Here is a 19683-nt window from a genome sequence, read left to right as displayed (position 1 = left end):
GTTTGGCGCGGGATCCCCTCTCCCGAGTGGGAGAGGGGTAGGGGTGAGGGTGGCGCGGGTGCAGCAAGAAATCTGAACCGTGCCGCTGCTTGCTCAACGGTTCAGACCAATCCTGAACCCGAGCCACCCTCACCCCCGGCCCCTCTCCCACTCGGGAGAGGGGGGAAGTGCCTCGGCTCTCCCCGGACAGCCGTGCCGCAGAGGAGGAGGCTTCGCCGTCGGCGCTCCCTCAGGACGCTCGGCGCGCCCGGGCCATCCGCACGGTCTGCAGGGACAAGTCGCGCCGCACCCGGGCCAACTCGCGCTCCTGCAGCCGCACCGCCGCATAGCCGAGCGTCACGACCAGCAGCGGCGTGACGCCGAAGGCGAGGAGCGCGGAGGCGGTCATGGCAGGAGCCCGTCGAGGAGGCGTCGTGCCAGACAATGTAGGAGCATCGCGGCCGCGAGCCAACCGGCGATGCCGAGGCCCAGCACGCCGAGGCCCAGCGAGGCCTGCAGGCCGCTGACATTGTAGAGCCAGCCCGCCACCGGCGTGGCGACGCCGACCGTGAAGCAGGCCGTCGAGGCCCGATCGAGGTTGTTGGCGAGGAGCCGCACGCGCTCGTTGACGCGCTGCTTGCGGGCCGAGAGCGGGTCCGCCGGGCCGGGCCCCGCAGGGGGCGTGGTCACGCGGCGAGGCCCCCGCGCGAAGCCCGGCCCCCCGTTGCCAAACGCCCGAAACCATGGCTGAGTGCATGACGTAACGTCATGAGATTCCCATGAAGCGGCTCGCCAGTCTGGTCGCGGTTCCGGGGCTCCTCGGTCTCGGTCTGCTCGAAGCAGGGCCCGCCGAGGCGTGGCCGACCCGAACCTTCGAGAAGGTCGCCGTCGCCGGCCATCCGCAGAAGTTCGCGTCCTACACCGCCGTCGAGGAGAACTGCACCTCGGCCGGAGCCATGACGGTCCACATCATCGAGCCGCCCGGCCACGGCACCCTCGATGTCCGGTACGGTCGCGCGTATCCGAACTTCCCCGCCTACAATCCGCGCTCGCGCTGCAACACCCGCCAGGTGCCGGCGACCCTCCTGTCCTACACGAGCGCCCCGGATTACCGCGGGGAGGACGAGTTCGTCGTCGAGGCCGTCGGGCCGTTCGGCACGCCGACGGAGATCCGGTACCACGTCACGGTCCGGTAGGGCCGCGCCGCGCGACCCGCGCCGCTCACGCCCCGACCGCCAGCGCCCGCGGCGCCCGCCGCGCGGCCGCCTTCCGGGGGGCCGGGGGCGCGAGCCGCACGAGGTCGCCGAGCGCCACGAACTCCTCCGTCTCCGGGCCGGGCAGGCGCGTGCCGAAGCCGAGCGCGAAGGAGAGGGTGAGCTTGCGGTCCGGCGCGATGCCGAAGGCGTCGAGCGCCGCCAGGAACGCCTCCCGGAAGCTGCGCACCCCGCACCACGCCTTCTCGGAGAGGTGCAGCGGCCATTCCCAGTGGCCGTCCGGCCGCTTGGCGCCGAGCGCCTCCCGGTCGATGAAGTAGCCGGTCGCCCGGTGCTCCAGGCCGTCCTGCGACAACACCCAGTCCCGGTTCTCGAACAGAGCCGCGTCGTCGAGGCAGGTCGCCGCCATGATCAGGCCTCCCGGGATCCGCTGCGGGGCCGTGCCGCGTCGCGCCGGCGCCCGGTGTTTGGAACAGATGCGGAACATTGGTCTCATTCGTCACGCAGGTCAATGGCCGGATGCGAACAATCCCTGAACGATGACGGGTGCGCGCCCCTGGCGCGGCCGGGCGGGCGACGCCACCTGTCACGGAGAGCGCGACGGGGAGGAGCATGGAGCGGAGCCGGACGAGCCAGGGTACGAGCCAAGGAGCGAGCCAGGAGAGCGAGGCGCTGCGGCGGCTGGAGGGCCTGCGGCCCGAGTACGAGCGGCTGCGGGCGGAGCGCATCCGGGCGGAGAGCGACGTGGAGCGGCTGAGCGCCGAATTGGAGGCGGCCCGCGCCCAGGCCCGCGAGGAGCTCGGCACGGACGACGAGGCCGCGATCCTGCGGATGATCGAGGAGACGCGGTCCGAGAATGCCCGCCGGGTCGAGGCCTTCGCGCGGGCGCTGAGGGACGTGGAGGAGAGGCTCGCCGGCCTCGCCGAGCCCCGCTGATGGCGCCGGAGGCAGGTTTTCCGGCCGTCGAGCGGCTCGGCCGCGCGCTCGCGTCCGCGCAGACCCGGCGCCGCGCCCTGCAGGAGGAGCGGGACGGGCTCGTCCGCGCGGTCGCCTCCGCCAAGGGGCGGCTCGACCTGCGCGACGCCGTCGACCTCTGCCTGCGCGACCTGCAGCGGGACACGCACCAGCGCAGCCTCGCGCGGTTCGAGGCGCTGCTCTCGGCGGTGGTGCAGGAGGTGCTGCCGGGGGAGAAGCCGGTCTCCCTCGAACTCACCACCGAGCGCGGCCTGCCGGCCCTCGATATCGGCCTCCTGCGCCCGGACGGGGGCCGCGAGGACGTGCTGGAGGACAATGGCGGGGCCATGACCAACGTGGTCGGCATGGGCCTGCGGCTGATCGCGGTGGTGAAGGCCGGGGTCGGGCGCTTCGTCGCCCTCGACGAGGCCGATTGCTGGATCGCGCCCGAACGGGTGCCGGCCTTCTACCGGGTGCTGGAGGACGGGGCGGCGCGGCTCGGGCTGCAATGCCTGGCCATCTCCCACCACGACGTCTCGGGTTTCGGCACCGGCACGCGCGTGAGCCGGATCGGGGGCGAGCCGGGGAGCGGCGTGCTCATCGACGGGCCGGCGGAGGAGTGCGCCGCCGCGTGGTCGCCCGACGCGCCGGGTTTCCGCTTCGTTCGCCTCACCGACGTCCAGGGCTTCGCGGACGCGACGCTGCCCCTCGGTCCCGGCGTCAACGCGCTGGTCGGCCCCAACAACCGCGGCAAGTCGACGGTGATTCGGGCCCTGCGGGCGGTGTTCTACGGCGAGGCCCGGGACGGGCTGGTGCGGGCCGGCAAGCCGGCCGCCCGGATCGAGATCGGGGTCGCGGGCGGGCGGATCCTGCGCTTCGTGCGCCAGGTCCGGCGCTCGCCCGTCAACCTGTGGTCCCTGCACGAGCCGGACGGGTCCCTCGTCCTGCACGAGGGCGCCCGGCTGGAGACCGGCGGCCGGGACGTGCCCGGCTGGGTCGACCGGCTGTTCGGCATCACCCGCGTCGAGGAGCTGGAGGTCCACGTCGCGCACCAGAAATTCCCGGTCTTCCTCCTCGGCGAGAAGGCGCCCAAGCGCTCGGCCGTGCTCTCGCTCGGCCGCGAGGCGGGCGTCATCCGCGACATGCAGGCCCTCCAGCGCGAGCGCGTGAGCGAGGACCAGCGCGTCGTGCGCGAGGGCGAGCGGCGGCTCGCCTCCCTCGCCGAGGCGCTGGCGCCCTTCGCGGAGCTCGACGCCCTCGCGGGGGCCGTGGCGTCCCTGCGCGAGCAGGCGGCGGCGGTCGCGGCCGGCGAGGCCCGCGCGGCGGCGATGGAGGCCCGGGCGGCGCAGCTCGGGCGGCTCGCGGCCTCCCGCGCGGCGGCCGCCGCCCGCGCCCGCGCCCTCGGCGCCCTGCCCCCGCCCGAGGCGCTCGCCGATCTCGGCCGGCACCTCGCCGAGGCCCGCCACCGCGCGGCGGCCGGCCGGCGCGTCCTCGCGCTCGTGAGCGGCCTCGCGGCGGCGCGGGCCCGGGCGGCCCTACTCGCGGATCTGCCGGACGCCGCGCCGGTCCCGGGATCGAGCGCCGTGCCGGAGCGCCACGCCGCCCGCCTCGGCCGGCTCACCCGCGACCTCGCCCGGGCCCGGAGCCGGGCGGCCAGCCTCGCGGCGCTGCCCGCCGCGGCGCCCGCCCTCGTCGAGACCGCGCGCGAGGCCCGCGCCGCCGGGCGCCTGCGCGACCTCGCCGGGCAGCTCGCCGCGGCGCAGGCGCGGGCAGCGGCGGCGGACGAGGGCCTCGCCGCGGTCGAGGCCGAGACCGCCGCACTCCTCGCCGGGACCGGCGGGCGCTGCCCGGCCTGCGGCACGCCCGCCGCCCCGGCCGCGCTCCTCGACGCCCACCGCCACGATCCGTCGCCCGGTCCCGCGCGCGATCCGCAGCATCCGGAGGCCGCATGATCCTGTCGGGCGAGCGCCTCGACGCCCCGCCGGTCGCGTGCGCGGGGCTCCTGCTGATCGGCGACCCTCACGTCTCCTCGCGGCGGCCGGGCCGGCGCAAGGATCCGGACTGGCCGGGGCCGGTGCTGGCCAAGCTCGACCATTGCGTCGCCCTGGCCAATGCGGGCGACCTCGCGCCGGTGCTGCTCGGCGACCTGTTCGAGCACCCGGTCGAGCCCGACGAGAGCCTGAAGGCGCGGCTCATCCGCATCCTGAAGGGCTTCCGCCACCGGCCGCTGGCCAATGTCGGCAACCACGACATCCGCCACACCCGCCTGTCGGACGGGGACAGCCTCGCGGTGCTCGCGGTGAGCGACGTCCTCGACGTGGTGCCCGAATCCGGCCCGGCGGCGCATTACGCGCTGCCCGACCTGCGCCTCGGCCTCGGCGCCACGCCCTACGGGCAGGCGATCCCCGAGGATGCGCGCGGCCTGCTCGCGGCGGATCGGGTGGTGTGGCTGACGCATCACGACCTCGCCTTTGGGGCGGGCTATCCGGGGGCGGTGCCGCCCCGGGCGATCCGCGGCTGCGACCTCGCGGTGAACGGGCACGTGCACAAGCGCCATCCGCTGGCGCGGGTGGGCGACACGGTCTGGTTCAATCCGGGGACGATCACCCGCGGCTCGGTCGACCTCCTGACCCACCTGCCCGCCGCCTTCCGCCTCGGCCCGGACCTCGCGCCGATCGAGGAGGCGCTGCCGCACCGCGCGGAGGTGTTCGACCTGACGGGCCGGCAGGTGGCGGCGTCGCGGCCCGCGGCGCCGGTGGAGAGCGCCTTCGTGTCGCTCCTCTCCGCCGAGAGCGCCACCGACCTCGCCCGGACCGACGACGGGGCGGTGATCCGCGAGACGATCGAGGCGACCTTCAATCGCGACGCCACGCCCGAGCCGGTGCGGGCGATGGTCCGCTCGCTACTGGAGGAGGTGGTGGCGCGGCGACGGTGAGGCGACCTCGACCTGCGGGAGGGGATACCCGAACGCAGCCGGGCGCGCGACGTGCCGGTCTCAACCGGGGAGGAGGGTGATCGCGAGCGCGCCTCCGAAAAGGCCGGAACGCCCTCGCCGGCGGGGGTCGCGACGCTTCGCGTCACTGTCGACGACTCGGGTCAAACCGGTCTGTCCGGCTCCTCAACGGCACACCGCGTGGTATGGTCGATGCCATGACCCGCAACGACGCCATCGCGCAGCTTCGCTCCCATGCCGAGGCGGTTCGCGCCCGCGGCGCGACGGCACTCTCCCTGTTCGGATCGACGGCGCGGGACGAAGCCGCTGCGGACAGCGACCTCGATCTGTTTATCGAATATGATCCCGCAGGCGTCGTCTCGCTCCTGGATCTCGTCGACATCAAGCTGTTCCTTGAAGCTAAGCTCGACGTTGACGTTGATATCACGACGCGCGACAGCCTCCATCCGCGGCTCCGGCACCATATCGAAACATCGGCCGTCCGGGTGTTCTGATGACAGGCCGCAGCCCAACGGCCCTCGCGCCGCCCGCGCTCCAAGGTCGCGCACGGTCCCCGGAGCGCGGCTTGGCCGCCCGCACGGGTCCACGTGCCGCCGGGCCGGTAACGACGGCAACCATGCCGAGACCCCCGCGCAGGCTGGACCGGACTTTGCACGTGACCTAACGTGATGGTTTGAGCGAGCGGTGCGCGGCTGCGAGCCGATCCGCCGCCGTAGGGCGGTCCAAGTCAGGGGTCTCGATGACCTACGCCATCCGGCCCGCACGGGTCGATGACGCCGAAGCCATCAGCGATGTGATCGTCGCGGCGCTCCACGTGACGAATGCTCGGGATTATTCCGAGGCGGTGATCGCGCGTGTGGCGCTGAACTTCTCGCCCGACCGGGTGCTGATCCTGATGCAGCGCCGGACGATGATCGTCGCCACCCTGGCCGGGTGCGTCGTCGGCACGGCGAGCCTGGAGGGTGGGCTCGTCCAAACCGTGTTCGTCCACCCCGACCATCAGGGCCGCGGCGTCGGGCGCCGGCTGATGGCCGCGATCGAGCGGGCGGCGCGCGACGACGGCGTCACGACCCTGACCGTCCCGGCCTCCGTCACGGCCGAGCCCTTCTACGCCGCGCTCGGCTATCGGGCCGTCCGGGACCGTCACTACGGCGAGGAGCGCACCATCGAGATGGAGCGGGCGCTCCCCGCTTCCGCGTAGGGCCGCGCCTCGGCCATCGCCCGCTCCAGCACCGTGTAGACGCGCGGGTCGGTGCTCTGGGCCACGTTGAAGCGCAGGAAGCGCCCGGCGCTCCCCGAGAGGCTGAACACGTTGCCGGGTGCCAGCACCACGCCGTCGGCCAGGGCCCGCCGCGCGACCGCCTCGGCGTCAAGGCCTTCCGGCAGCGACGCCCAGAGGTAGAGCCCGCCGCGGGGCGCGATCCAGGGCGTCAGGCCCCGGGCCTGCAGGCGCTGCCGCGCCTGCCCCATCGCGTCGGCGAGGCGCGCGCGCAGGGCGTCGAGGCTGCGCCGGTAGCTGCCGTCCTGCAGGAAGCGGTGGACGAGGCTCGCCGAGAGCCGGCCGCTGCCGAAGCTGGTCGCGAGCTTCAGGTCGACGAGCCGGTCCACCCAATCCGCGCGCAGGGCCGCGTAGCCGCAGCGCAGGGACGCCGAGAGGGTCTTGGAGAAACTGCCGATCCGGATCACCCGGTCGAGCCCGTCGAGGGCGGCGAGCCGGGGCGAGGGCTCGGCCTCGAAATCGTCGAACAGCGCGTCCTCAATGATCAGCACGTCGTGGTCCTCGGCGAGGCGCAGCAGCCGGTGGGCCACCCCGGCGCTCATCGTGGCGCCGGTCGGGTTCTGGAAGGCCGAGTTCGTCAGGTAGAAGCGCGGACGATGGGCCGCCACCGCCGCCGCGAAGGCGGCGAGGTCGGGGCCCGCCGGGGTCCAGGGCACGCCCACGAGCCGCGCCCGATGCGCCTGGAGCAGGGCGCGGAAGTTGAAGTAGCAGGGATCGTCCACCAGCACCGCGTCGCCCGGCCGCAGGAGCAGGCGGGCGAGGAGGTCGAGGGCGTGCGTCGCGGAATCCGTGAGCACGATCCGGTCCGGGTCGGCCGGGATGCCCCGCTCGGCGAGGCGCCGGGCCAGGGCCTGGCGCAGGGGCGCGTGGCCCAGGGGCTCGTCGTACTCCACGAGGTCGCGCGCCTCGGCTCGGGCGAGGCCGCGCAGGGCCCGGCGCAGGGCCTCGTCCGGGAGCCAGCCGGGCGGTAGCCAGCCGCAGCCCGGCAGCAGCGCGTCGGGGCGCGCCTCCAGGGTCTGGCGCACCACCCAGAGGGAATCCACCGCCCGGTCGAGGCGGGGGGCGAGGTCCGCCGGCGCGAGGGGCCGTGCCGCGCCCGCCACGTAGAAGCCCGAGCCCGGCCGGGCCACGATCGCGCCCTCGGCGACGAGCCGGTCGTAGGCCTCGACCACGGTCGATTTCGACACGCCCATCTGGGTGGCGAAGCCGCGCACCGAGGGGATCCGGGCGCCCGGCGCGAGCGCCCGCCCGTCGATGCGCGCCCGGATCGCCGAGGCCACCGCCTCGATCCGGGTCGGGTCCCGCGCCGCATCCATCCGTACTGGTCTCCGCACCCGGACAGTTCGGCCGGATCGTACCGGGTCCGTGCCTGTCGCGACAGGCGTGTCGGCGGCAAGGAAGCGCTCTCGTGTGGAGGAGCGTGCGATGGGGAGCGGCACCGTGGCGATCGAGGGAGCGGCGGGCGAGTGCGCGCGGGCGGAGCGCGCCGTGGCGCGCCGCGCCCTGCTCGACGGGCTGATCGGGGTGGTGATCTTCGCCGGCTCGCTGCCGGCGACGCGGGTCGCCGTGATGGATCTCGACCCGTTCTTCGTGACGGCGTTCCGGGCCGCCGCCGCGGGCCTCGCCGCGCTCGGGCTCCTCGCCCTCCTGCGCCAGAGGGTCCCGGACCGGCGCGACCTCGGCGCCCTCGCGCTGGTGGCGGTCGGGGTGGTGCTCGGCTGGCCCCTCTGCACGGCGCTGGCGCTGCGGACGGTCACGGCCGCGCACGGCACCGTCACGGTGGCCTGCCTGCCGCTCGCCACGGCCCTGTTCGGGGTCTGGCGGGGCGAGCGGCCGCGCCCCGCCTTCTGGCTGTTCTCGGGGCTCGGCACCGCGATCGTGGCGGGGTTCTCGCTCCGCCAGGGCGGCGGACGGCTCGAGATCGGCGACGCGTGGCTCCTCCTCGGCATGGTGCTCTGCGCGCTCGGCTACGCGGAGGGGGCGCGGCTCGCCCGCCGGCTCGGCGGCTGGCAGGTGGTGGCCTGGGCGCTGGTCCTGTCGCTTCCGGTCTCGGTCGCCGCCGCGTGGCTCCTGCGGCCCGCCACCGTCGCGGGCGTCGGCCTGCCGGCCTGGTTCAGCCTCGCCTACGTGTCGCTGTTCAGCATGCTGATCGGCTTCGTGTTCTGGTACCGGGGCCTGGCGCGGGGCGGCATCGCGGCGGTGGGGCAGGTGCAGCTGCTCCAGCCCTTCTTCAGCCTGATCCTGGCCGGGTTCGTGCTGGGCGAGCCGGTGGATGCCGGCCTCGTCCTCGCCTGCGCCGGGGTGGTGGCGACGGTGGCGGCGGCCAAGCGCTTCGCCTGACGAGGGGTGGGTCCAGGGCCACCTTGGCGGGGCGCCGGCCGAGGCTCCGCCTTCAATCGTCAGAAATCCGAAGCTCGCGCGACCTGAGGCGCAGGAACTCTGCGAGCGAACCTTCGTCGACGGCGCCAGCCGCCAAGCTCATCCAGGTTTGATAGAGTTCATCCGGATCACAATCGATCTCATGGCCGTGCCGCATCAGAAAGAGATCTGCGATGATCAGTGAGACGCGCTTGTTGCCATCGATGAACGGGTGATTTCGCGCCAAGCCGTAAGCGTAGGCGGCTGCCAAGTCGAAGACGTCCGGATCTCCGTAGGCAGCGAGGTTCAGCGCCCGCGCGAGGGCGGAGTCGAGAAGTGCGCCATCCCGCAGCCCGGGCGATCCGCCATATCGTGCCAGTTGCTCGGAATGCAGCGCGATCACCACCTCCCGGTCGATCCAGGCGATCGCCACGTCGCGCCTCTCAGCGGGCAAGCTTGCGCAGGACGTCGTGGTGCTTCGCCATCACCCGACGGCCCAGGGCGAGCTGCTTCGCGCGCTCGCGCTCCGGATCCTCCGTGGCCTTCGTCAGGATGTCGATGACGTCCTGCAGCCGTTGCGAGACGGCCTGGAGCGTCGCGCGAGTCGCCGCACTGTTCGCCGCATCCTCGCCGAGAAGCGTCTCGATCTGCGCGTGGATCGTATCGGCCTGCCGCAGCAGGTGATCCGCATGGATGGGATGGGTCTCGTCCGTCATCGGCGCCTCACGCGGACCGTATAGCACGTCCCGCCGCCTGCCTCACGGATCCGCCTCACGGGTCCTTCGCGATCGCCTCGATGTCGCGGTCGACGCCGCTCTCGACCTTGAAATCCTGGGTGTAGACCTTACCGTCGTGGCGGGCGATCAGCTGGTACTCGCCCTCCGCGAGCGTCACCTGCGGGAAGGCGCCGATCGCTTCGCGGATCGTATCGCCGCCGGGCGTCAGCACGCTGAAGGCGGTGCCCGCGAAGGCCTCGGTGCCGGGCGAGGCCACGAGCTTCAGGGTCACCGTCGCGGCGCGGTGGTTGAGGGTGGCGTCGGTGATGCGGCCGTTCTCGACCTTCAGGTCGGCGCGCTGGATGGCGTTGGAATCGCCCCAGGTCGAGACCACGTGGTAGGTGCCCTCGGGCAGGCGGATCAGCTCGCCGGCCTTGACCCCGTCGCGCACGAGCCGCCCTTCCGGGTTGTTGCCGATCGGCACGAAGATCGAGAAGGCGAGCTGGTTCGCCGGCAGCTTCGTCTCCCCGACCGCGCCGCCGAGGCGCAGCGCCCCGGCATTGACGGTGATCTGGTCGGAGAGGCCGGCGGCGGCCAGCGTCACGCGCTTCGAGGTGCTGACGAAGCCGTAGGTGACGTTGGCGAGGTAGCTGCCCGGCGGCAGCCGGAAGGTGGGCTGGACCTCGTCGGAGCGGGCGAGCAGGGCGGGTTTCCCGGCATCGCCGCGATCCTCGTAGATGCGCCAGGTCAGGCCGCCGCGGATCGGCTTGCCCTCGCCGGTGAGCACCGCCCGCAGGGTCAGGGCGGCATCCGGCACCGGCACCGCCGAGGGGGCGGGCAGGGCGGCCGGACGGGGCGCGTCCTGCGCCGAGGCCGCGCCCAGGCCGACGAGCACCGCGCCCGCCCCCATGAGCGCCCGCATCCCCTCACCGAACCGCCGTCGCTCCCGCCTCATCCCCGTCCCTCTCCAGCACTTCAGTCGCCGCCGCCACCAGGTTGCCGACCGAGAGCGGCCGGAACCGGAACGTCACGACGTGGCGCCCCTTGGGCACCTCGACGCCGCGGAACAGCAGGTTCGTCCGCAGGATGGGCTTGCGCTGGCCGTCCACCCGGGCCTCCCAGCCCGGATAGTAGAGGTCGTGCAGCACCAGCACGGCGTCGCGGTCGGTGTCGACCTCCACCGTGACGAGAGTGCGGCGATAGGCGCGGATCTGCGCGCCGCCCTTCGCCGCGGCCACGGGGGCGGCGGGATCGCCCTGGCCGTAGGCGCCCGTCACCTTGGGCAGGCTCTCCTGGTCCACCAGCGCGGTGTCGTTCCCCTCGAAATCCGGCAACTCGTCCTGCGAGAGCACGTCCTCCGAGTCCACCGGCACGAGGCGGGTGGCAAGGTAGGCGCGGGGGCGGGCCGGGTCGAGGCGGTAGATCCACATCTCGCCCGAGCCGTAGAGGAGCTTCGCCCCGGTGAGCTGGGGGAAGTGCTTGGGCAGGCGCTCGGCCGGCCGGTCGAGGACGAGGTATTCGAGGCCGAGCAGGCTCGCGAGCCGCGAGCGGTAGCCCCGGAACAGGGCCGGGAACTGGCGCAGGTTGGCGTCGGCGGCGTTCTCGCCGGGGCCGACCGCGCGCTCGTAATCGGCCAGCCGCAGGGGGTTGTAGCCGATCGTGTCCTCCAGCCCGAGCACCATCGAGGCGTTCTGCCACGCGCCGCCGAGGCCCAGGATCTCGACCCGGGGATGCTCGCCCTTGGCGTGGCGGGCGTCGAGCTCGGCCTTGAGGATGGTGAGGCCCTGGAGCTGCTCGGGGGGCAGCTGCCGGAACACCGCGTAGCGCCCGGCCGGCTCCGCGTTGAGGGAGGAGCCGGCGTTGCGCCAGATCAGCTCGGCGCCCGTGACGGCGACGAGCCCGGCCGCGATCGCGGCGCGGTGGCGCGGACGGCGCAGGAGCAGCACGCCGGCCGTCGCGAGGCCGGCGCCGATGGCGATGTCCCGCAGGGCCTCCCGCAGGTGGCCTGCCGGCCACGCGAAGTCGAGGGCGGCGGCGAGCGCGCCGAGGAGGAGCGCCAGCGCCAGGGCCGGCAGGGCGAGGCGCGCGCCGCGGGCCAGGGCGGGGGCGCCGTCCCGTACGAAGCGGTGCACGAGGTAGCCCGCCGTGAGCGCGACGCCGATATTGATCACGAAGGTGGCGTCGGCGGGCCGGCGGTAGAGGTCGATGCCCGGCACGTGGTCGAAGAGCAGCGCGAAGGCGGGCGTGTAGCGGCCGAGCGCGTAGAACAGGGCGCAGGCCAGCACCAGGACCGGGAAGCGGACCTCCCGGGCGAGGAGGCGCCCGCCCGCGACCCCGTGCCAGAGGATCAGCAGGGCGGGGATCGTGCCGGCGAACAGGTAGTTGATTGCCCGGTCGGTCCAGGTGTCGCCCTTGAGCGAGACCCAGTCCGGCCCCCAGTAATCGTAGGTCCAGCGCAGGGACCCGAACACGTCCGCGAACAGGCCGGTGGCGAGGCTCTCGGGCGGCAGCGAGCCCATGGCGGCGACCCCGTAGCCGAAGGAGGGCCGGGTCGAGGTCATCAGGAGCTGCATGGTGAGGAGCGAGGGCACGGCGAGCAGCGCCCCGCCGACGAGCGCCATCGCGCCGAGCAGCGCCAGCCGCGAGCGCAGGAAGGCGAGGGGGCGCTCGGCCTCCGCCACCGCCGCCACCGCCCGGGCGATCAGCACGAGGCCGCACAGGAAGGCGACCTGGTCGCGCCCGACCGTCATCACGGCCGCGACGACCGCGAAGCCGAGGCCGAACCGGAGGGAGCGGCGATCGAGGGCCTCCTCCAGCAGCCAGAGGGCGAGCGGGAAGTAGCCGTAGGAGAGGATCATCCCGGTATGCTGCAGCCGGGCCGAGGCCGAGCCGCCGAGGATGAAGATCATGGCGGCCGCCACGGCGCCGGCCGGGTGCCAGCCCCGGCGCCGGAATAGGGGCAGCATCGCCACCGCGCCGGGCAGGAAATGGGCGAACACCACCGCGTCGAACAGCTCCATCGACGGCGAGGGGTCGAGCCACGCGAACAGCATCATGGTGGGCGAGAACAGCAGCGATTGCGGGTCCGCCACCGAGGGATGCCCGGCGAAGTGGTAGGGGTTCCAGAGCGGCATCTCGCCGTTCGCCAGCGCCGCGCCGAGGTAGCGCAGCATCGGGTAGAAGTGGTTCTTCGAATCCCACGGCACGACCGTGCCGGTGAGCGGCCAGATTGCGGCGGCGGCGGCCCAGAACACCAGGATGGCGGCGAGCGCCAGCAGGAAGGCGCGCGTCGACCAGGCCTGGTCGGGCGGCGGGGCGGGGGGGCAGCTCATGCGGGGAGGTTCCGGCGGGGTCGTGTCTCGCGGGGGCTCGTGTCGACGGTGTGCACGCGGCGGCGGTCCGCATGCCCGGTTCCCGTGACGAATTTCGGGCCGGATGGCAAAGCCTTCCGTCGGCGGCGCGCGCCGGGACCGGCTCCGTCTGGACTTGGTCTCGTTCTAGGTGATTGATTCTCGCGCATTTTTTGTGACGGACCGGTTTCCGCCGGGCCGGCGGATGCTCTAAGAGGAGCCGGGGCGGGGCGGCCCGCCGGACCGTTCCTTCTTCCTGTCTCATCCGCACTGAAGGCCCGATGAACGCGACGATCGACCTCCTGCGCCGCCGGCGCTCGGTTCCCCCGGCGATGCTCTCCGGCCCGGGGCCGAGCCCCGAGGAGCTGGACACGCTGCTCACCCTCGCGGCGCGGGTGCCGGACCACGGCAAGCTCGCGCCCTGGCGCTTCCTGGTGATCGCGGACGAGGGCGCGCGGCGCACCGGCGATCTCATCGCCGCGACCTACGCGGCCGACCACCCGGAGGCGGACGCGGCGCGGCTCGAGATCGAGCGCAACCGGCTCGCGCAGGCCCCCCTCGTGGTCGGGGTGGTGTCGCGGGCCGGGCCGCACGTGAAGATCCCGGATTGGGAGCAGGTGCTCTCGGCCGGGGCCGCGGCGATGAACCTCGTCGTGGCGGCGAACGCGATGGGGTTCGCCACCGCGTGGCTGACCGAGTGGATCGCCTACGACCGGCGCATCCTCGACGCGCTCGGCCTCGCACCGCAGGAGCGGATGGCGGGCTTCGTCCATATCGGCCGCGCCGCGCAGGTGCCCCCCGACCGGCCGCGACCGGACCTGGCGGAGATCGTTACGCGGGTGTGAGGGCGCGCCTGCGGGCCCCGCCGCCCCTCGCGCGTGGGGCGAAGGATGCTACGCTCGGCGGATCGCCGAGCCCAGGACCGACCCATGCACTACGACGCCGAGACCCGCTCGCTCCCGCGCAACCCCTTCAAGGCGCTGGTCGCGCCGCGGCCGATCGGCTGGATCAGCGCCCTCGACCGCGAGGGGCGGCTCAACCTGTCGCCCTACTCGTTCTTCAACGGGATCGCCGACAGCCCCGCCGACATGGTGATGTTCTCCTCCTACGGCCGCAAGGACGCGCTGACCTTCGCGGAGGAGGGGGGCGAGTTCGTGTGCAGCTTCGCGACCCTCGCCCTCAAGGACGCGATGAACGCCACCTCTGCGCCCCTGCCGCGGGGCCAGAGCGAGTTCGACGCCGCCGGCCTCACCCCCGCGCCGTCGCGCAAGGTCCGCCCGCCCCGGGTGGCGGAATCGCCCGCCGCGGTCGAGTGCCGGTGGCTGCGCACCATCCCGCTCGAACCGCACGGGGGCGGGGAGGCCCACTACTTCATGGTGATCGGTCAGGTCGTCTCCCTCTACATCGACGACCGCTTCGTGACGCCGGAAGGCCGGGTCGACACCGCGGCCATGCGGCCGCTGATGCGCGGCGGCTATTTCGACTATTTCGCGGTCGGCGAGGAGAACCGGTTCGAGCTGCGGCGGCCGGAGGGAGGCGGGGACGCCCCAAAGCGCTGACCCGGCCGGTCGCGCCCGCTTCAAGCTTCATTTACCATGTTCCGATCATGGTGACCTTCGGGAGCCGGCACCCGCATGGCGGTGCCGTCCCGCCGGGGCGCCATGTTCCTCTTCACCACGTCCACGCCCGCGCCGAGGGATGCGCAGCAGGGTCGCGCCGCCGGCGCCTCGGGCGGGGTCGTCGAGGCGATCCGCCAGGGCGCGGAGAAGACCGGCACCGGCTTCGACTACCTGCTGGCGACGGCGCAGCGGGAATCGAGCCTCGACCCGGGCGCCAGGGCCTCCACCTCCTCGGCGAGCGGGCTGTTCCAGTTCATCGAGCAGACCTGGCTCGGGGTGCTCAAGCAGGACGGGCCCTCGCTCGGCCTCTCCGCCTACGCGGACGCGATCACGGCCGGCCCGAAGGGCGGCTACACGGTCGCCGACCCCTCCGCCCGGCAGGCGATCCTCGACCTGCGCCAGGACCCGGAGGTCGCCTCCGCCATGGCGGGCGCGCTGACGCGGCGCAATCACGACGCGCTCGTCGCCGATCTCGGCCGCGAGCCGACCCGCGGCGACCTCTACGCCGCCCACCTGCTCGGCGCGCGGGGCGCCGCCACCCTGATCCGCTCGGCGCAGTTCACCCCGGCCCGCGCCGCCGCCACCGACCTGCCGGAGGCCGCCGCCGCCAACCGGGCGCTCTTCTACGACAAGGGCGGACGGGCGCGCAGTTCCGCCGAACTCACCGCGCTCCTCGCGGCCGGCCCCTCCGCCCCTCCGCCCGCTGCCGCCGCGGGCGAGCCCTCCGCCTTCGCGCCGGAGGCCGGCACCGGCCTGCGCTCCCTGTTCCAGACCGATGCCCGGCGCGGCCCGGTCTCGGACGGCGTCGCCCGCCTGTGGCGGACCCGGTCGGGCCCCGACACCGACGCGCCGAGCTACTTCCCGCGCTCGGACGACGGCGCCCCGACGGGGGCGGGCGCGCAGGAGACCTCCGTCCCGGCCGCCCCGCCGACCCTCGCCGAGGCCCCGCTGCCGCCCGCCCGCCCCGCCGAATTCACCGCCTTCCGCCCCCTCGCCGACCTCTACCGCTCGACCGGCCGTCCCTGACGCCGCCTCCCCGGACCCGCCCCGATGATGATCCGTCAGTTCCTGCTTTGGACGCAGCACGAATCCGCCGGCCGCCGCGCCGAGGCCGCCTCCTCGCTGGCCCGGGCCTACCTCTACGCCGCGCTCGACGCGGAGGCGCGCTGGGAGGCCAAGACCGCGATCACGGCGCTCCTCGACGATCCCTCGCCGCTGGTGCGCCGGGCGCTCGCGGAGGCCTGCGCCAACGCCGCGGAGGCGCCCCGGCCGGTGGTGGTGGCGCTCGCCCAGGACGTGCCGGAGATCGCCGGGCTGGTGCTCGCCCGCTCGCCCGTCCTGTCGGACGCGGACCTCGTCGACTGCGCGGCGATCGGCGAGGAGCCGGCCCGGGCGGCGATCGCGTCGCGGCCCGTCCTGTCGCCGATGGTCTGCGGCGCCCTCGCGGAGATCGCCGGCCCGGCCTCCCTGCGGGGCCTCGCGGCCAATCCGGGTGCCGCGATCACGCCCGGGAGCCTGATGCGGATCGTCGAGCGCCACGGGGAGGACGGGGCCCTGCGGGAGGCGCTGCTGGCGCGGCCGGACCTGCCGCTGGAGGTGCGCCAGGCCGTGACCGCCCGCCTCGCCCAGTCCCTGTCGGACTTCGTGGTCGGCTGCGGCTGGCTCAGCCGGGACCGCGGCGAGCGGGTGGTGCGCGAGGCCCGCGACCGCGCCACGCTCGGCCTCGCCGAGGGCGCGGCGCGGGAGGATCTGCGCCGCCTCGTGGCCTTCCTGCGCCGCAACGGCCAGCTCAATGCCGGTCTGATCCTGCGCGCCCTCCTGTCCCGGCGCATGGCCTTCACGGAGGCCGCCCTCGCCGACCTGTCCGGCCTGGCGCTGCAGCGGGTCGCGGGCCTCCTCCACGACGCGAGCGGCCAGGGCTTCGCGGCCCTCTACCGCCGAGCCGGGCTGCCCGCGTCCCTGGCGCCCGCCTTCGCGGCCGCCCTGTCGGTCTGGCGCGAGGAGGCGCAGGGCTTCAGCGACGAGACCGGGCCCACCCTGTCGCGCCGGATGATCGAGCGCGCCGTCACCGCCTGCGAGCGCCTGCCCTTCGCCGAGGGCCACGCCCTCCTGGCGCTCCTCAACCGCTTCGAGGCGGAGGCGGCCCGCGAGGAGGCCCGCGTGATGGCGCGGAGCCTCGCCACCGAGGCCACGGTGGCGGCGGTGCTGGACTCCATCCCGGCCGCCCTCATCGAGAGCTATCGCGAGGACCGCCGCCGCGCCGCCTGACGGGATCGGCCCGCGGCCGACGACACCGTCCCGCGGGAGGAAGGGCGCCGGGCGCCGCCGGACACCGGGGCGTCGGCGCCGCGCCTGCTCACCGTCATTCCCGCCCGGCGCCCCCCGGTCCGCCACCGCGGCGGCCGTGCCGCGCGGAGGACGGCGCGTGGCCTGCGCAGCAACATTGTGGCTCGTCGGCCATCGGAATCGACAAGAGCGGGTATGAATTGGCTACAAAAAGATATACAACCATTCCGCTTGTATACAACCTAAGGTTATAATTCCACGCTCATATCGCAGGGGTCGTCCACAAAAACCGTGCCTGATGCGGGACCTTGTTCCCGAGACCATCTTGCGGATTGCGACGAACGGCGCCAACACATCTGTCACGCTTTCTGGGCTAGTGTTTCCGCAACGTCCGGAGCGCGTCACAACGAGACGAAGAGGGTCGGCCCTTGCGCCCTGGCGGTCGCAGTCCCGACCCCAACCCCTGACGAAACGGATCTGGATGATGACAGACGTGGATGGCTTGGACGCGGACGCGGAGGATCTCGTCACGCTCACGGCCGACATCGTGTCGGCCTACATCTCGAAGAACTCGGTGCCCGCCTCGGAACTGCCCGGACTGCTGACCTCCGTCCACGGCACCCTGCAGGCGCTCGTGGCGCCGCCGCCGCCCGAGCCGGCGAAGCCCGTCCCGCCGGTTCCGATCAAGAGGACGGTGACGCCGGACGCGATCATCAGTCTCGAGGACGGAAAGCCCTACAAGAGCCTGAAGCGCCACCTGACGACCCGTGGGCTCACCCCGGAGCAGTACCGGGAGAAGTGGGGTCTGCCGTCGGACTACCCGATGGTGGCGGCGAACTACGCCGCGCAGCGCTCCGAGCTCGCCAAGAGCATCGGCCTCGGCCAGCAGCGCAAGAACCGGCCCGCGCCCCGCAAGAGCTGAGGCCCCCGGCGGCGCGGCCGGTCCGGTCCGCCGCCGTAACCCGGGACGGCGGGGCTTGCTGATTCACACTTCGGGTGGTGCGCATGCCCTCTCCCCGCACGCGGGGAGGGGGGAAACCCGCGCCTCATCCGGCGAAGTGTGAATGAGTTAGGACGGCGGGGGGAGGGGGCCGATGCGGCTCCCGCCCCCCGGCAGGGCGGCGCGGCGGATCAGTGGGCCGCGCGCTTGGGCAGGTAGAGGTCGGTGATCGTGCCCTCGAAGGCCTCGGCGGCCATGCCCACCGTCTCCGACAGGGTCGGGTGCGGGTGGATGGTGAGCCCGATGTCGCTGGCATCCGCCCCCATCTCGATGGCGAGGGCCGCTTCCGCGATCAGGTCGCCCGCCGAGGGGCCGACGATGCCGCAGCCGAGGATGCGGTCGGTGGCCTCGTCGAACAGCACCTTGGTCAGGCCCTCGTCGCGCCCGAGCGACAGCGAGCGCCCGCTCGCCGCCCAGGGGAAGACGCCCTTGCCGACCTTGATCCCCTTGGCCTTGGCCTCGTTCTCGGTGAGCCCGACCCAGGCCACCTCCGGGTCGGTATAGGCCACCGACGGGATCACCTTCGCGTCGAAGAAGGCGTTTTTCCCCGCGGCGGTCTCGGCCGCGACCTTGCCCTCGTGCGTCGCCTTGTGGGCGAGCATCGGCTGGCCGACCACGTCGCCGATGGCGAAGATGTGCGGCACGTTGGTGCGCATCTGCTTGTCGACCGGGATGAAGCCCCGCTCGTCCACGGCCACGCCCGCCGCCTCCGCGCCGATCAGCTTGCCGTTCGGCCGCCGCCCGACCGAGACCAGGATCCGGTCGAAGGTGTCGGTGGAAGGCGCCGAGCCGCCCTCGAACGTCACCTTGAGCCCCTCGGGCAGGGCCTCGACGGCCGTGACCTTGGTCTTGAGGTGGATCGCCTCGTATTGCTTGCTGATCCGCTTCATCAGCGGGGTGACGATGTCCTTGTCGGCGCCCGGGATGATCTGGTCCATCAATTCGACGATGGTCACGCGGGCGCCGAGCGCGTGGTAGACGGTGGCCATCTCCAGCCCGATGATGCCCCCGCCGATCACCAGCAGGCGCTGCGGGATCCCGCCGAGCTCGAGCGCGCCGGTGGAGTCGACCACCCGCGGGTCGTCGTGCGGGATGAAGGGCATCTTCACCGGCTCGGAGCCCGCCGCGATGATCGCCTGGTCGAAGCCGATGATCCGGGTCTGGCCCTCGTGCTCGACGGCGATCTGGTGCGGGCTCACGAAGCGGGCGGTGCCGGTCACCACCGTGACCTTGCGCTGCCTGGCGAGGCCGGCGAGGCCGCCGGTGAGCTTCTTGACCACGCCCTCCTTCCAGGAGCGCAGCTTGTCGATGTCGATCTGGGGCGACGCGAAGCTGATCCCGTGCGAGGCCATGGCGTGGCTCTCGTCGATCACCTTGGCGGCGTGGAGCAGCGCCTTCGAGGGGATGCAGCCGACATTGAGGCAGACGCCGCCGAGGGACGCCCAGCGCTCGACGAGCACCACCTTCTTGCCGAGGTCGGCGGCCCGGAAGGCGGCCGTGTAGCCGCCCGGCCCCGCGCCCAGCACCAGCACCTCCGCCCGCATCTCCTCCCCGGAGACCGGGGCGGCGGCCTGCGGGGCGGGGGGCGTGGCGCCGTTGCCCCCGCTTGTCGCGGCCGCGGCCGACGAGCCGTAGCCCGCCTGGCCCTCGCCCGCCCCGTGGGGCGGCGCGCCACCGCCCGCGGCGGCCGGCGTCCCGGCGACGGCGGGTTTCGCCGCGCCGGCCCCCGCCGCCTCGGCGAGGAGCAGGATCAGGTCGCCCTGCGAGACCTTGTCGCCGGGCTTGACCTTGATCTCCGCCACCGTGCCGGCCACCGGCGAGGGCACGTCCATCGTGGCCTTGTCGGATTCGAGCACGATCAGGGTGTCGTCGACCCCGATCGTGTCGCCGGGCTTCACCACCACCTCGATGACCGGGACGTTCTTGAAGTCGCCGATGTCCGGCAGGCGGACCTCGTTGCTGCTCATTCCGAGGC

Annotated in this window: 21 protein-coding genes; 12 read left to right on the top strand and 9 right to left on the bottom strand. The window is 73.7% G+C overall.

The window, feature by feature from the left end; all coding sequences use genetic code 11:
* Nucleotides 1-229: 229 nt before the first annotated feature.
* Complete coding sequence (locus ACW9J6_RS22060) at nucleotides 230-388, bottom strand: hypothetical protein (RefSeq protein WP_457118657.1); 159 nt, start codon at nucleotides 386-388, stop codon at nucleotides 230-232.
* On the bottom strand, nucleotides 385-669 hold the full coding sequence (locus ACW9J6_RS22055) for a hypothetical protein (protein ID WP_457118656.1): 285 nt from the start codon (nucleotides 667-669) through the stop codon (nucleotides 385-387). Before ACW9J6_RS22055 ends, ACW9J6_RS22060 begins: the two co-directional genes overlap by 4 nt.
* A gap of 89 nt (nucleotides 670-758) precedes the next feature.
* Between ACW9J6_RS22055 and ACW9J6_RS22050 the strand changes: the two genes are divergently transcribed.
* On the top strand, nucleotides 759-1175 hold the full coding sequence (locus ACW9J6_RS22050; RefSeq protein ID WP_457118655.1) for a hypothetical protein: 417 nt from the start codon (nucleotides 759-761) through the stop codon (nucleotides 1173-1175).
* A 25-nt stretch (nucleotides 1176-1200) separates the two neighbouring features.
* Here ACW9J6_RS22050 and ACW9J6_RS22045 read toward each other — a convergent pair whose 3' ends face one another.
* Nucleotides 1201-1602 (bottom strand): hypothetical protein, encoded by a 402-nt coding sequence (locus tag ACW9J6_RS22045; RefSeq protein WP_457118654.1) that lies wholly within the window; start codon nucleotides 1600-1602, stop codon nucleotides 1201-1203.
* A gap of 203 nt (nucleotides 1603-1805) precedes the next feature.
* On the opposite strand from ACW9J6_RS22045, the gene ACW9J6_RS22040 reads away from it, so the two are divergent.
* The 5 genes from ACW9J6_RS22040 (at nucleotide 1806) to ACW9J6_RS22020 (ending at nucleotide 6301) form a co-directional block, all read left to right on the top strand.
* The gene (locus ACW9J6_RS22040) at nucleotides 1806-2129 is read left to right on the top strand and encodes a hypothetical protein (protein ID WP_457118653.1); all 324 of its coding nucleotides are present in this window, start codon (nucleotides 1806-1808) and stop codon (nucleotides 2127-2129) included.
* A complete protein-coding gene (locus tag ACW9J6_RS22035; protein WP_457118652.1) occupies nucleotides 2129-4099 on the top strand; it encodes an AAA family ATPase in 1971 nt (656 codons plus the stop codon). Before ACW9J6_RS22040 ends, ACW9J6_RS22035 begins: the two co-directional genes overlap by 1 nt.
* On the top strand, nucleotides 4096-5082 hold the full coding sequence (locus ACW9J6_RS22030; protein ID WP_457118651.1) for a hypothetical protein: 987 nt from the start codon (nucleotides 4096-4098) through the stop codon (nucleotides 5080-5082). The genes ACW9J6_RS22035 and ACW9J6_RS22030 overlap by 4 nt, the downstream gene beginning before the upstream one ends.
* Before the next feature lie 215 nt (nucleotides 5083-5297).
* Nucleotides 5298-5594, top strand: coding sequence for a nucleotidyltransferase family protein (locus ACW9J6_RS22025; protein ID WP_457118650.1), 297 nt, complete (start codon nucleotides 5298-5300; stop codon nucleotides 5592-5594).
* Nucleotides 5595-5839: 245 nt separating this feature from the next.
* Complete coding sequence (locus tag ACW9J6_RS22020; RefSeq protein WP_457118649.1) at nucleotides 5840-6301, top strand: GNAT family N-acetyltransferase; 462 nt, start codon at nucleotides 5840-5842, stop codon at nucleotides 6299-6301.
* Here the strand turns inward: ACW9J6_RS22020 and ACW9J6_RS22015 are convergent.
* Nucleotides 6247-7695, bottom strand: a complete 1449-nt coding sequence (locus tag ACW9J6_RS22015) for an aminotransferase-like domain-containing protein (RefSeq protein ID WP_457118648.1) — start codon at nucleotides 7693-7695, stop codon at nucleotides 6247-6249. The two genes, ACW9J6_RS22020 and ACW9J6_RS22015, sit on opposite strands and share 55 nt — an antisense overlap.
* Before the next feature lie 109 nt (nucleotides 7696-7804).
* Between ACW9J6_RS22015 and ACW9J6_RS22010 the strand changes: the two genes are divergently transcribed.
* Nucleotides 7805-8719, top strand: a complete 915-nt coding sequence (locus ACW9J6_RS22010) for a DMT family transporter (RefSeq protein ID WP_457118647.1) — start codon at nucleotides 7805-7807, stop codon at nucleotides 8717-8719.
* 52 nt (nucleotides 8720-8771) lie between these two features.
* On the opposite strand, the gene ACW9J6_RS22005 is transcribed toward ACW9J6_RS22010, so the two are convergent.
* The 4 genes from ACW9J6_RS22005 to ACW9J6_RS21990 are packed head-to-tail and all read right to left on the bottom strand — an operon-like array spanning nucleotide 8772 to nucleotide 12785.
* The gene (locus ACW9J6_RS22005; protein ID WP_457118724.1) at nucleotides 8772-9164 is read right to left on the bottom strand and encodes a type II toxin-antitoxin system death-on-curing family toxin; all 393 of its coding nucleotides are present in this window, start codon (nucleotides 9162-9164) and stop codon (nucleotides 8772-8774) included.
* A 16-nt stretch (nucleotides 9165-9180) separates the two neighbouring features.
* Complete coding sequence (locus ACW9J6_RS22000; protein ID WP_457118646.1) at nucleotides 9181-9453, bottom strand: hypothetical protein; 273 nt, start codon at nucleotides 9451-9453, stop codon at nucleotides 9181-9183.
* A gap of 55 nt (nucleotides 9454-9508) precedes the next feature.
* Nucleotides 9509-10408 carry a hypothetical protein gene (locus ACW9J6_RS21995; protein ID WP_457118645.1) on the bottom strand — a complete coding sequence of 300 codons (900 nt, stop codon included), beginning with the start codon at nucleotides 10406-10408 and terminating at the stop codon, nucleotides 9509-9511.
* Nucleotides 10380-12785, bottom strand: a complete 2406-nt coding sequence (locus ACW9J6_RS21990) for a YfhO family protein (RefSeq protein ID WP_457118644.1) — start codon at nucleotides 12783-12785, stop codon at nucleotides 10380-10382. Before ACW9J6_RS21990 ends, ACW9J6_RS21995 begins: the two co-directional genes overlap by 29 nt.
* A gap of 299 nt (nucleotides 12786-13084) precedes the next feature.
* On the opposite strand from ACW9J6_RS21990, the gene ACW9J6_RS21985 reads away from it, so the two are divergent.
* The 5 genes from ACW9J6_RS21985 (at nucleotide 13085) to ACW9J6_RS21965 (ending at nucleotide 17630) form a co-directional block, all read left to right on the top strand.
* Entirely contained in the window at nucleotides 13085-13648 is a 564-nt protein-coding gene (locus ACW9J6_RS21985) for a nitroreductase family protein (RefSeq protein ID WP_457118643.1), read from the top strand.
* A gap of 84 nt (nucleotides 13649-13732) precedes the next feature.
* On the top strand, nucleotides 13733-14362 hold the full coding sequence (locus tag ACW9J6_RS21980) for a flavin reductase family protein (RefSeq protein WP_457118642.1): 630 nt from the start codon (nucleotides 13733-13735) through the stop codon (nucleotides 14360-14362).
* Nucleotides 14363-14464: 102 nt separating this feature from the next.
* Nucleotides 14465-15448 carry a lytic transglycosylase domain-containing protein gene (locus ACW9J6_RS21975; protein ID WP_457118723.1) on the top strand — a complete coding sequence of 328 codons (984 nt, stop codon included), beginning with the start codon at nucleotides 14465-14467 and terminating at the stop codon, nucleotides 15446-15448.
* A 24-nt stretch (nucleotides 15449-15472) separates the two neighbouring features.
* Nucleotides 15473-16690 (top strand): DUF2336 domain-containing protein, encoded by a 1218-nt coding sequence (locus ACW9J6_RS21970; RefSeq protein WP_457118641.1) that lies wholly within the window; start codon nucleotides 15473-15475, stop codon nucleotides 16688-16690.
* A gap of 502 nt (nucleotides 16691-17192) precedes the next feature.
* Nucleotides 17193-17630 carry a MucR family transcriptional regulator gene (locus ACW9J6_RS21965; protein WP_457118640.1) on the top strand — a complete coding sequence of 146 codons (438 nt, stop codon included), beginning with the start codon at nucleotides 17193-17195 and terminating at the stop codon, nucleotides 17628-17630.
* Between the two features lie 209 nt (nucleotides 17631-17839).
* Here ACW9J6_RS21965 and lpdA read toward each other — a convergent pair whose 3' ends face one another.
* Nucleotides 17840-19675 (bottom strand): dihydrolipoyl dehydrogenase, encoded by a 1836-nt coding sequence (lpdA, locus tag ACW9J6_RS21960; RefSeq protein ID WP_457118639.1) that lies wholly within the window; start codon nucleotides 19673-19675, stop codon nucleotides 17840-17842.
* Nucleotides 19676-19683 lie beyond the last annotated feature (8 nt).

It is taken from the genome of Methylobacterium sp. JK268 (assembly GCF_054052225.1).
The sequence above is the reverse complement of the archived record's forward strand: the minus strand, read 5'-3'. Positions and strand labels throughout refer to the sequence as shown.